Source organism: Bradyrhizobium sp. USDA 4011 (assembly GCF_054063415.1).
The window spans coordinates 1,062,442-1,075,247 of the sequence record NZ_JBSSGG010000001.1 but is presented as its reverse complement, the minus strand read 5'-3'; the positions used below and the strand labels follow the sequence as shown (position 1 = coordinate 1,075,247).

Here is a 12,806-nt window from a genome sequence, read left to right as displayed (position 1 = left end):
TTTTGCGTTGCTTGCGCGCCATCACATCAGCATGGGCAAGAAACCGGTGAGGGGGCTTGCCGCGTCAAGCGCTCCAACACCGGTCCATTCGGCGTCCGCCGCATTGGCGGCCGCCGGCGCCGCGTCGAGTTCGTCGCCAAACGGAAGCCGCTTGGCGTAGGGCGCCGCAAACAGCTGGACGCCGTGCTCGTTGATCGCAAACATCGGCGTGAAGTTGTCGAGTTCGCCGTCGTCGATCAGCTCGGAGCGGCGGCTGTCCAGGATCAGCCAATGGCCATCCAGCCGCGCCGCCAGCACGGCATGATCCTGGCGGATGGCGCGATCGCGGCCGAGCACCAGGCGCAGCTCCTCGCGCGGGAAGCCGGCTTCGCTGAGCGCGATGTATTTTGCGATCGCGTAGTCCTCGCAATCGCCCTTGCCGGTCGCGAAGGTGGCGAGCGGAGCAGTCCAGCGGTCGGGCTCGCCGTGCTGGGCGAAGTCGCTGACATAGCGGATCGCCTGGTTGACGGCGCGGTTGGCCTCGTCCAACCGGTCGCGTCCGGATCTGGATTTGACCGCATTGATCAGGCGAAGGAATTGCGCGGCATTGGGCGGGCAACCGGCGGCGTTCTCCCGGCAATGCTCGAGGACGGTCTGCTCCCTTGCGAGATCGGATTCGAGGCCGCGCCATTTGCGCCACAGGCCGTTTTCCGGTGCACGGAACGTGAACAGGCCGAACGGCTCGGCGCCAACGGGCGGGAGCGGCTTCGCCGCGGGAAGTGCGTCGGTCGCCGTATTCAGCGGCGCGAGCGCGGCGGTGCGAATGGCGTTCGGACCACGGCCGCGCTGCCGGTCGAGCTTGGCGAGCATGTCGGTGATGGTGAAGAAGGTGGCAGGCGGGCGGTTCGATGCGGCATCCGAAGTCGGCGCGAGCTGGCCGGCGGGATCGCCGAGAGAAAGTTCGTCCGCGGCAAACGCGGATGACACGGCGCAAAGACTTATTGAAAATGCAGCCACGGCGATGACCGCCGACGAAGCAATCTTCAGCGACTTCATATGACGTCCCCAATGTCGGGGACCGTCAACGTCTGTGCGTCGATCTGCGTCCCCGCTGTTATCGGGACGCAGACTGCCGCCTTGGCCGCTTAAGCAGAGTTAAGTGGAGGGGGCTGCTCCTGGATTGTCGGAAAGGCGGTCAATCCAGGGTTTGCCGGTTCGTTCGAAATTGAACGACCGCAGGTCATGATCGGTTAACCACGCACTCCGCAGCCCCGATCAGCGTTCGCGCAGGGCCTCGTCGCGCAGCAGGCGAGCGGGCTTCACGATGTAGTCCAGCACGGACTTCTCGCCGGTCAGGACCTCGACCGTGGTTACCATTCCCGGGATGATCGGCAGCGGATGCTGCTCGCTGCCGAGGTGGTTCTTATCGGTGCGCACCATGACCCGGTAGAAGGTCTCCTGACGTTCGGTCTTCTCCGCCTTGTCGTCGACGATCGTATCGGCGCTGATGCGCTCGACCTTGCCCTTCAGCGATCCATAGACCGAGGAATCATAGGCGCTGATCTTCACCACCGCGTCCTGGTCGGGACGGATAAAGGCGATGTCCTGGGGACGAATCCGGCCTTCGACCAGCAGGGTGTCGTCCAGAGGCACGATATCCATCAGGTTAGCGCCGGGCGCCACGACGGCGCCGATGGTGCTGACGTTCAGTTTGTTGACGATGCCGTGGACCGGCGCCTTCAGGTCGGTGCGGCGCACTCGGTCCTGGGCGGACTTGATGTTCTCGTCGAGGACGGCGAGGTCGCCACGCGATTTAGCGAGGTCCTCATCGGCCTGCGAGCGGAAGGACATCGTGATGTTCGCGATCTTCGATTGCGCCTCCGCCAGCTGTCCTTTCATGTCGGTGGCCTGCCGGTCAAGCCGCAGCATCTCGATCTCGGGCACGACCTTCTGATCATAGAGCCTGCGCGTCAGGGTCTGCTCGCGTTCCAGGAGCTTGAGGGAGCCGGTGAGGCGAGTGACCTGCTGATTGAGGACGTCGATGTCCTGCGCGACCTTCTGACCTCGCATCTTGAACACGCTGGCCTCGGTCGCGACGGCGGCGGGAACCACCTTGTCGACCTCATCCGGAAACGTGATCTCGCTTCGTCCCCGCGCCTCGGCCTCGAGGCGGGCCACCCGCGCCGCCATCGCCGCGCGGCGCTCGCGGATTTCGCCGAACTCGGAGGCGAATTTCGTGTCGTCGATGCGCATCAGGGACTGGCCCTGCTGAACGATGTCGCCTTCTCGGACGAGGATGTCGCCAACGATTCCCCCCTCGAGCGACTGAACCACCTGCATCTGCCGCGACGGCACGACGCGCCCGCTGCCGCGCTTGACCTCGTCGAGCACGGCAAAGTGCGCCCAGGTCACGAACGTCGCGAGCAGCGCGCAGGACGTCCACAGCAGCATGCGAGAGGTGCGGGGTGTGCGCAGCAGCGCCGCGGACCGGATGTCATTTGCAAATGCAAAGTCGGAAGACGCCATAATATTTTCTCGTTATGCAGATTTCGGCTGGATCGTATTCTCGGGCGCCGGAGCCGTGGACGCGGGTTTTCCCTGCAGCAGGGCGAGCACCTTGTCGCGCGGGCCGTCGGCAACTAGGCGGCCGTTGTCGAACAGCAGCAGGCGATCGACCATGTTCAGCAATGACAGGCGATGGGTCGAAATGATGATGGTCATGCGCTCGTCACGGAGTCCCTTGAGGCGTTCAAGGAACTCCTGCTCGCTGCGAATATCGAAGTGCGCGGTCGGCTCATCGAGGAAGAGCACGCGCGGCTTGCGGATCAAAACGCGGGCGAGCCCGATCGCCTGCTTCTGGCCGCCCGACAGGCTGCGGCCGCCTTCCGAGATGGGCATGTCATAGCCCATCGGGTGGCCGGCGATGAAGCTCTCGACGCCCGAGAGCCGTGCGGCAAGCAGGACCTCTTCGTCAGTTGCTTCCGGTTTGCCAAGCGCGATGTTGTCGCGCAGCTTGCCGAAGAACAGGTCGGTATCCTGCATCGCAAAGCCGATGCCGGCGCGCAGGTCCGAAGGATCGTATTGGCGCGAGTCCACGCCATCGACCATGATACGGCCTTCCTTCGGCTCGTAAAATCCGAGCAGCAGCCTGCCGACCGTGGTCTTGCCGGATCCGACCCGGCCGATGATGCCGACTTTTTCTCCGCCCTCGATCTTGAAGCTGACCTTTTCGAGCGCGTTGCCCGGCGCGTTGGGGTAGGCGAACGACACGTTCTCGAAGGCGACCTTGCCATCGTCGATCCGCCTTGCGACATAGGATCGGGTCGGTGATCGTTCCCGCTCCATCGACATGATGCGGTCGATCGCCTTGAGGGCCGTTAGCGTCTGGGTTCCCTTGGTGATCACGGAGGCGATGCCGGCGATCGGCGCCAGAATGCGGCCGGCGAGCATGTTTGCGGCGACCAGCGCGCCGACGCTCAGCTTGCCGTCGAGGATCAGGAAAATGCCGACGATGACGAGGAGCAGGCTGGTGATCTGCTGGGCCGTGCTCGCGCTCGTCAACGACATCGACGACCAGAAATGAACGTCCTCACCCGAGCGGGCGGTCGCTGCGACCGAACGTTCCCACAAGGTCTGCATGCGGGCCTCGGCGCCGGTCGCGCGGACGGTTTCCAGACTGGACAGGGATTCGACCAGCACGCCGTGCCGGGCCGCGGATTCGGCCTGCAGGCGCTTCATGGCGCGATCGAGCGGGCGTTGCAGGAGGAATCCGATCAGCATGACGAGCGGCAGCATGATCAGCGGGATCCAGGCCAGCGGTCCGGCGATGATGAACAGCACGCCGACAAACAGGATGGCGAACAGCAGGTCAGTCGCCGAAACCACGCTTCCGGACGTAAAGAACTCGCGCACCGAGTCGAAGTCCCGGAGCTGATTGGCGATGATGCCGACCGAGGTCGGCCGCTGCGCCATCTTCACGGACATCACATGCTCGAAGATGTTGGCGGCGAGCACGACGTCGATGGTCTTGCCGGTCACGTCGATCATGCGGCTGCGGACCATGCGGAAGATGAAATCGAAGAGGATGCCGAGCCCCATGCCGATCGAAAGCGCGATCAGGGAGGGAATCGCTCCGTTGGGGATGACGCGGTCATAGACGCTCATCGTGAACAGCGGCGTCGCCAGCGCGAGGATGTTGGTCAGAAAGGCGGCGATCGCGATGTGTCCGTAGCTGCGCCAGTGCGTCTTCACCACCGACCAGAACCAGTGGTTCTTGGGAATGTCTCCCGCGGCAACGGCGCGCGCATCGGCCTGCGCGGCGCTTCTCACCAAGAATGCGTAGCCGGTATAGTCCGCCGCGATCGAAGCAACTTGAGCGATGCGCGGGGCGTTCGGCGTCGCCGGATCAACGAACTTGATGGCCTTGTTCGCCGGGTCCACGCCGAGAAGGATGAGCGCGGAGCCGTTCTTCATGATGAGGACGGCCGGCAAGACCAGCGCGGGAATGTCCGAGATGTCGCGCTTGACGGCCTCGGTCTCCAGACCCGCGCGTCTGGCTGCACGGTCATAGAGCGAAACGGACAGGCGTCCGTCCGTGATCGGAAGTCCGCCGAGCAGCGCTTCGCGGCTGACGGCGCGGCCATGATAAGCCGCGAGATAAGTCAACGTTGCGGTGAGGGGATCGTCGCCGAGCGCGCGCGGCCGACTTGTCGCGGCAGGTTTTGAAGTTGGGTCATCCGACGGGGGGCGGACGGCGTCAGCCGCCGCGCTGGGGGTCCGAAATAACAACTGAAACCTCGACAACCAAAATGGAAATGCAGAAATCGCGTTCGATGATTTGGTGCAGGCTACAACAAATAGCGAACGAAATCAGCGAAACTTGCTTTAAGTATTAATACGGGAATCGAAAGGGCCCCGTTTGGGGCCCTTTCTGAAGTCCTGATGTTGGCTGGCCGCTGCTATTGAGCGGAACTGGGGAAGGCCGACAGGAGCCAGTGGGGCTTTGTCGACGCATAGGAGCTCGCATTCGCCGTGACCGACGGATCCGCGTAAATGACATTAGGGCCGTCCGCAGTGCGCTTTTGCTGCTGCATCCATTCCGCAGAGCCGGGCACGGCGGCGGTCGTGGTCGAGCCGGTGAAGCGGTCGGCAAAGCCGATATCCTTGGGCTGAGCTGCCGCATAGGTCTTGGTGGGACGGGCAGCGGCGACGGGGGCCGGAACGGCGACATGCAGCGGTTCTGAGCCGGTTTGCGGCAGGTTCACGCGGAGGGTGGGGAACGAGTAGCGCGGCAGGCCGATCGAAAGCATGTCGGTCGGTGCGGCATCGACCGGCGGCGGAGCCTTCAGATATTCGATCAAGGTCCCCATCGCGGCCAGCAGCTGGTAGTCGGCGAACACGACGACGCTGCGGGCGGAGGTGAGCGAGACCGATGCGTTGAAGAACTGATTCTGCGCGTTCAGCAGATCGATCAGGGAGCGCTGGCCGAGTTCGTATTCCTTCTGGAAGGCCGCGATGGTCTTCCGGTCTGCTTCCAGCTGGCGCGTCAGAGCCGCGATGCGTGTGGCTGTAATCGTACGGGCATTCCACGCCTTGTCGATCGATTCATAGGCGTCGCGCTGCAAGCGGGCGTGGCGCATCGTGGCCTCGGTAAAGCGCTCGGCCTTCTCCGACCTGTTCCAGGCATCCTGGCCGCCGCGGAAGATGTCCCACGACATCACTACCTTGCCGCTATAATCCTCATGCGTAACGGCGGGAGTTCCGGGGTTCGACACGTAGGGGAACGAGTTGTCGTAATGGGTTGCCCGTCCCTCGAGATAGAACTTCGGACCGAACGTTCCGTCGGTGGCCTTGAACGCATGCTTGGCGGCGTCGGCGTCGGACTGTGCCGCCGCGATCGTCGAATTGAACCGGAGGGTGGTCGCCAGCGCCTCGTCGCGGCTGTGCGGCAAACCTGCAAGAGGGCTCGGGAAGCGAACATTGATCGGCTCAAGCCCGACAACCTTACGGTACTTCGCCCTGGCATCGTCGAGGCTGCGTTGGAATTCTGCGAGGGCCGCGCGGGCACTCTCGACCCGCTCGCGCGCCTGCTCCAGGTCGCCTTCGCCGGCGCGGCCACCCGAGAAGCGGGAGTTCACGTTGGAAAAGATCTTCTCGTGATTGGCGACGTTCTGCTGGGCAAGGCTCACTAGCCTGATATAGCGCACGACGTCCATGTAACCTTCGGCAGCGTCGAGGGCAAGCAGCTCGGTTCGTTCCTTGACGCGGGAGGCCGCCGCATTGACGCGCGCGGTCTGGCGCCAGACGTCATAGATTGACGAGAAGCCATCCCAGAGCAACTGGCGCACCACCACCGATTCCTGGCTGCCGTTGCGCCATGGTCCTGCACCCACAGTCGGCGCCTGAATGGACGGGGAGATGAAGCCCGGCGGCTGATCGAATTTTTCCGGTCCGTAGCTGGCGTCAACGCGCACCTGCGGCAGCAGCGTGCTCTGAGTCTGTCGCAGTTCGCTTTCGGTGGCCCGGCGATTTGCGGAAGCTTCACCGACGCCCGGGTTGGTCAGCATCGCCTGTCGTAATGCATCGTTAATGGAAAAAACCTCGGCACATGCCGGCGTTGCCGCCAGGCAAAGGCACGCGATGACCGCAAATGCCGACTTCATAATTACCCGCCCCAATTCACAAAAAGTATTCCTAGAATCCGCGACAGCGTAACGTAGGGCGGTTCCCCAACCTATGACATTTCAGCCACACAATCGCCCCAAGTGGGGCAGAGCGCTAAGGTGCTGGGGTGCGCGAATCCAACGATTTTGATTACAATTCAATGTTTTGGCTGTTGTTGAGCCTGGATACGGCCTGCTGCCAACCTGCAGCACCAGTGACCCAGACCAGAAAGATCAGTTAAGTTTTTCTTTCCGGTAGCCAGGCGCAACCACTGCTCCCGACGGGTTGCCAAATATGCTGTAGCTACGCGGACCTTGCGCCGCCGGGCGGCTGGTCAGTATTTAAAGCGACGTGCGACGTGCCGCCAGAAATGAGAGCCGGACCAGCCGGGTCGGGGACCGCTTCCGGGCGATGCCGGCGGGGAACGTCGGAAGGCGCCCGCGACGTCACTCCGGCGCAATCGGATGCGGCGGACGCTCGATCGACGCCCTGAGGCTCTCGAGTTCAACGAAGACATCGGCGTGTCTGCGAAGCTCATCGGCGATCATCGGAGGCTTCGTTCGAATGCTGGAAACGACGGTGACACGCACGCCCATCCGCCTGACAGCTTCGACAACGGCTCGCAAGTCACCATCGCCGGAGAACAGGAACGCATGGTCGATGCGGTGTGCGATCTCCATTGCGTCGACCGCGAGATCGATGCCGATGCTGCGCTTCATTCGTCGCCGTCCCTCGCCGTCGTCGTGCTGCTTGGCGGCCTTTCTCCTCACCGCATATCCGTTGTAATCGAGCCAATCCACCAGCGGCCGAAGGCTGCTGAACTCGTCGTCGTCCCTCACGACCGTGTAGAAATAGGCGCGGACGATTTGCCCATGCTTGCCGAACTCCGAGAGCAATCGGCGGAAGTCGATTTCGAAGCCGAGGTTCTTGACCGTCGTGTGCAGATTCGCACCGTCGATGAAAAGTGCAATACGATCGGTCATCTCAAGTCCCCATGAGGCCCGGATCAGTCGCCTTTTTGCTTTTCGTTCTAAGATTTTCTTGAGCGCATCGCGGGCGCCACCTAATGTCTTCGCTTAAATCACTTATCCTAAGGCAAGGGCTCGGTCGGGAAAAAGCACAGATTTGAGCGACGCGATCATCACGCTGATCGTGCGCCTATTGATAAAGATGCCTGAGCCGCGCGGAGCCCGAGTGCAGACGGACCAGTGCACGTTGAACAATGATGCTTGCCGGCCCCCCGACGTACACACACGTTCAGCTAGCAAGAGAATTGCCCGCTATGGCGCTTTGATGGCATCGGTTGCAATGACCGGGTGTTCTTATCTCCAATTCGAATATCCGTCGGCCCTCGGAACAACAACCCTAGCTTCGTCGGCGAAAGGTCCGTAGATGACGCCAACAGTGCGGCGAGCAGTGATAACGGTTGTCGCGCACAGGGTTACGTGGCCAACGAAATTACATGGAAAATTCAATCCAGAGTACCGTTGCGTTTGCTGCTGACGCGATATTTCGAGATACCACTTTTTTGCAATTCGGGTCTTTCGCCGGCAGCGAACCTTGCCGGCTAGTCCGAGTGAGTTTGCGCTCCCTGGTTGTGCAGACAAATTACTGTTGCTGGCGGGGATAACCGTCGCCGCGTATCTGTTGCGCGGCCTCAAAATCCTTTCACCGTCATCGATTACAAACCGTCGCGATCGACCAGCTGCTTGATGTGATGCTCGTTATCAGCAGGCGGCAAGTGGCTCGCAACGAGGGCTTGAAGTAAGCGACACAACAATCGGGCGTCCGATCGAGAGGCGAGCCAGGGCAGATTGGTTACGGCGCGAGGATGCTTTGTTAGCGCCTTGCTCTGCATCCTGCTGTCCTGTTGGGGGCCGCCGCTCGCAAACTATCGACGAGGAGGCCGATCCGGCGAACGGCAATGACAGCAAAAACGATCACCTGAACCGCACTCGTACGAGTAGAACGACTCCTTTCCGGAAAAAAACTGATTGGAGGATCGAGCCCCCGAACGCCCTGTCTTATCAGGCGTCGACCCCCGTCCGATCGGTGGCTTGTGGCTCGTCTTTTGTTTTTCCGGTCTTTGCCTCGGGAGCCAGCTCAGCATGAGCCTTCGGAATGATGGACCACCTGTCGAAGGACTGCGCTAAAGCAGGGCAGACACGCTGGGAATCCACAGCAAGCGCCAAGCGCGAAAGAGCGCGATCGCCTGGCCGCGGAATTGGCAGCCGCGGAGCGCGAGAGGGCGGTGAAAGCCTTCCGCGCGATCTTCGAGCGTTTAAAGGCAGAGCGCTTAGCAAGAGAAGCCGCTGAGCGGGAATAGGAACTTGTCGTAAGAGCGGATGTACCTGTCACGACCAGTGAACGGCCTCTAAGTCGGCTTCGGATGCTCTTTTGCGTTTGACTTGCGCGAAGAGCGCAGCGCACTCGGCCATCGCTGGGTCGTCGTTGATCCAGCGCTTCATTATCCCAAGTGTTCGAGCCTCTCATCGCCTGCCGTACTGCGCATGTCGCTCGTCGAACCATAGCGGAATACGCTCGCCTGCATCGAACCTGGTTTGATCACGAATGCCTCGCTTGCGGTCCGGTAACGCTCAACGCAGGTCGCATCCTTCTCCGGAACTAGCGCTTCCATGCCTGCCGCTCGTCGTCGAATTTCTTAAAGACGGCGACGGCAATACTATGATCACGGCATCATACTTGCGGCGACATTTATCTTTACTTCAGGATCTGCAATCACCCAAGTAGTTATAAGGGAGGGGAAATGGCTTGGACCTGGCGCTGGTGGGTATTCCTTGGACTATTGATTCCGATCGTCATCGCTGCGGCGACGGTGCGGCAATCAATGAACAGCCGGAACGTCGCCAGACTGGGCAAGGGCGATTTCCTCTCTTACGACACGACCGGGTGCTACCGTAACCGGGACGCTTGTCGTCGGCGCGACATACTCTGCGATCATCACAGCCCTGACCGGATTTATCCTCAAAATTTCAAACTGAAACACCCAGCTGGCACAAACTGTAGATATCAAATTTCTTTATGAGAGAACCAAGTTGTTCTCGCCCGGAGAACACCGGAGGCAGTTTGTGCCAGAATACTTAAACCTCGTGGCGTTTGCGCGATAACCCGCAAAGTTATCCCTTAGATACTCGGGATTATTGTGCATTGCACATTGGTGCTAGGCGCGACTGGCTGAGAGCTGGAACAAATGGTCCTGGTATCCAGTTATTGAAACGCTCGGCGCTTATCCACTTTATGGCGTCGGGTGTCTCTGTGGAAGCAGGCCCCGGCGCGCGACTAGCCCCCGCGTCGGGGCCGTTTTCAATCCCGCAGACTCGGCTCAGTACTGCTTCGCTGGGTCCGTTTCTTGTGGACTGGAATCATTCAGCCTTCTTGGGGGACGACGGTTGTTGCTTTGAAAACGTAAGCTTTAGATTTTCTGAATGTTCTTAAAACAGATAGTTCGCACCCAACAAGAACGGCGGAAACAATGGCCATCATCATTGCAATCAACAAATACTTCCAGAAGTAAACTTCTTGATCACATCAAGGATCGATTCCTTTACGGCCCTTGTGTTTTCTTCCTCTATTCTATCTGCGATAGACGGCTGGATTGCACCAGCTTCCCACCTCGAGCTCGTGGAACTGCGGCGAAAAGCTGTGCAGTATCTTAAATTTGCTGCGCGCGTCTCTGCTTCTTCCCGCAAATATATGATGGGGATGATGAGCCCGTCGAAGGATTGAAGACAGGGCCGCCAACCGAGGCGGTCTTACACTCCGAAGGAGTGCCTCATCTGACTCGCCATGCGCTGAACGGCGTCCGTGTACTGACCGTGATTGAAATGCTGATCGGCGGCGTAAAGAACCAAAATGATGCCGACCGCTTGCAATAAGCCTTTCATGAAACCGACGCTCCTTAAGATCTAGGCGGCTCCAAATGTCGTTAAGATTCTGGCAATCTATGCGGGACTTTCGTTCGCGTTAGCTCTGGCAATCGGCTCGGCTCCAACGTCTGCTCTCGCATCATCCAGCCGGCGAGTCGAGCGTAGCCGCGCCTCAGCGCTGATATGAACCATTCCCATGGTTCGTCTCGATCCATGCACTCAATAATAACGCGGCTGGATTTAAGAAACTGTTGATCCGTTATCGCCAGAAATACTCCGGAGGCCTCCACATTGATTAGGCAACGCCGGTCGGTCTGGACCTTGCCCAGTTCCCGTGATTGTGATGCCTTGGAATGCGGCCCCGTCACTCGCTCAGCATGGCGAGGTCTTTCTGCCGGAGAGAATGGCTATAGCACCTCGCGCGCGATGTTCTCGGAGACGTCTTCCGACTATCGCTCGCAGGTGTTGAAGCCGATGACGCGGTGGGAGTACTGGCCTGAGATCAAGTCCCCGGTCCCGGTCTCCGGTCAGTCGCCTCCTCGCGCCACGAGTGGCCGATCGGCCGCAGCCGTCTGCGACAACATGAACCCTCGGACGCCTCCAAGTAATAAGCTGGCTCGGCCGCATCCGTTGTTTCCAGGCGGGCGCACTGCGGTCGGCCGACAGAAGTAATAGGCAGGACACGGGAGATGCACCATCCCATCAGCTCGCAAGGACGGCCCCAGCGAGGAGGACAAGCTGGGGCCGAGCCTGCGTGGAGCAATTCCGACGAACCGTTCCGACGCGTGGCTTACTTTCTCATGTGGTCCTTGGACATCGCACCGTCCTTGGACATGGTGCCGCTGCTTTTGCCCGTCGTGCCTTCTCTCTCTTTCGGGTCATTCTGCGTCGCGCCCGGATTTGCAGCGCTTGGACTGCTCGATGCGCCCTGACCGCTGGTCGCAGCCGGAGAGTCTCCGCCGCCTCCGCCACCACCTCCGCCTCCGCCTTGTGCGGAGGCTGCAGCGACTGAGCCAAACACGAATGCGGTCGCCAAGGCGATTTTTGCAATTTTCATTTGGTCGTTCCTTCCGGTTTTCGTTGAACAGACTGAAAAACAGGGGGTGATTGAGATCGTTCCTAAAACGAGATTCTTCGCCCCGACGCGCAAAACTGTCAGCGCGTCAAATAGAGTCGATGACGTCTGTTGGGCGGATCTTCGCTTTGGCCAGGTGCTGCACGCGAAGGTGCCAGGTATATGCTGCGAACTCGTCGCGCTTAATGGGGACAGACTCGGCGTGAACTTCCGCAAGTTCGCCGCGAACTGACGGGCACCTCCGGCGGGAGCGACTTTCGCGCGATGGTCATGGCCTAATGCTAACGCACAACAACGCCGCCAAGCTTAGATACGTGCTGGCGGCGTGATCTAACTCTGGGAAGGGTTGCGACTGAAGGGGTATGTGCTGTCGCTGTATGCGAATCCCCACGGGTCATAAAATTCAACCTCTACGTTCACCGCCTTGCGGGAGCCAAGGTGAAGCGCGCGATCGACGTTCTCGAGGTACCGGCGAGCTGACCCATGAGCGATGATGATCTTTCCTCAAGATACGGCTGCGGTTTTGCGGTCTGTTTCATCGCGGTCGGCCTCTGGCTACTCATTTTACCGGGGTCGAGAGGACGAAATATTACTCTGGTTGAGCGCAATGATGCCCGGCGCTGGTGCCGGGAAAAAGCCGGCTTGGCGAAGTGCGAGTTAGCATTGCCTCAAAGGCAAGTTTGCGGACAATCGGAGTTTGGGACGAGCACGCTACACGTCCCCGGAACTACAACACCAGCCCGGTAACGGTGCTGGTGTTTTTTCAGGCGAACAGGTCTTTTGCGGGTTGCTTCATGCTCACGAATGTCCCGCTCTTATGGTGCTCGAGCCAGCCTTGGCCGATTGAACCTCGTCCAAACGGAACCTAAGACGTTCAAAGACCGGTCCCATTCCTCAGGGTGGCCTGCGCTGACCAGGTTGCTGACTGTTATCGGAACGCGCTAGTTTGTAGGAGTACCCCTTCAGATTTGGCCAGCAGGCTGCGACGCCGGTTACAATTTATGCTGCCGCGGATGTACCGGCGCTCTGCTGAACCCGAGACGGCCTGTTTACGGCGCCCGTGCCACCAGCAGACGGAATGACGGCCTCAGCAATGCCAACGCGGCTGAGGCCGTTTTCGATAGTGGGTCAGTTTGATTGTAGCGGTCGGCGGGATGGTAACCGCTCTGGGAGCACTTTGCTTTCATGGGACAGTGGCTAAA

General features: G+C 60.3%; 6 protein-coding genes. All 6 read right to left on the bottom strand.

Annotated features, from left to right (window positions below):
- Positions 1-21: 21 nt before the first annotated feature.
- A complete protein-coding gene (locus ACVW1C_RS05190) occupies positions 22-1,035 on the bottom strand; it encodes a transglutaminase-like cysteine peptidase (protein ID WP_456757476.1) in 1,014 nt (337 codons plus the stop codon).
- 219 nt (positions 1,036-1,254) lie between these two features.
- Complete coding sequence (locus ACVW1C_RS05185; RefSeq protein WP_456757475.1) at positions 1,255-2,505, bottom strand: HlyD family type I secretion periplasmic adaptor subunit; 1,251 nt, start codon at positions 2,503-2,505, stop codon at positions 1,255-1,257.
- 12 nt (positions 2,506-2,517) lie between these two features.
- Positions 2,518-4,644 (bottom strand): type I secretion system permease/ATPase, encoded by a 2,127-nt coding sequence (locus ACVW1C_RS05180; protein WP_456757474.1) that lies wholly within the window; start codon positions 4,642-4,644, stop codon positions 2,518-2,520.
- Between the two features lie 293 nt (positions 4,645-4,937).
- Entirely contained in the window at positions 4,938-6,641 is a 1,704-nt protein-coding gene (locus ACVW1C_RS05175) for a TolC family outer membrane protein (RefSeq protein WP_456757473.1), read from the bottom strand.
- Positions 6,642-7,088: 447 nt separating this feature from the next.
- Positions 7,089-7,625, bottom strand: a complete 537-nt coding sequence (locus tag ACVW1C_RS05170; protein WP_456757472.1) for a LabA-like NYN domain-containing protein — start codon at positions 7,623-7,625, stop codon at positions 7,089-7,091.
- Positions 7,626-11,319: 3,694 nt separating this feature from the next.
- Entirely contained in the window at positions 11,320-11,586 is a 267-nt protein-coding gene (locus ACVW1C_RS05165; protein WP_456757471.1) for a hypothetical protein, read from the bottom strand.
- Positions 11,587-12,806: the final 1,220 nt, after the last annotated feature.

Excerpts from the sequence above, each read along its gene's own strand:
- ACVW1C_RS05190 (WP_456757476.1), bottom strand. The coding sequence starts at position 1,035 with ATGAAGTCGCTGAAGATTGCTTCGTCGGCGGTCATCGCCGTGGCTGCA.
- ACVW1C_RS05185 (WP_456757475.1), bottom strand. The coding sequence starts at position 2,505 with ATGGCGTCTTCCGACTTTGCATTTGCAAATGACATCCGGTCCGCGGCG.
- ACVW1C_RS05175 (WP_456757473.1), bottom strand. The coding sequence starts at position 6,641 with ATGAAGTCGGCATTTGCGGTCATCGCGTGCCTTTGCCTGGCGGCAACG.
- ACVW1C_RS05170 (WP_456757472.1), bottom strand. The coding sequence starts at position 7,625 with ATGACCGATCGTATTGCACTTTTCATCGACGGTGCGAATCTGCACACG.
- ACVW1C_RS05165 (WP_456757471.1), bottom strand. The coding sequence starts at position 11,586 with ATGAAAATTGCAAAAATCGCCTTGGCGACCGCATTCGTGTTTGGCTCA.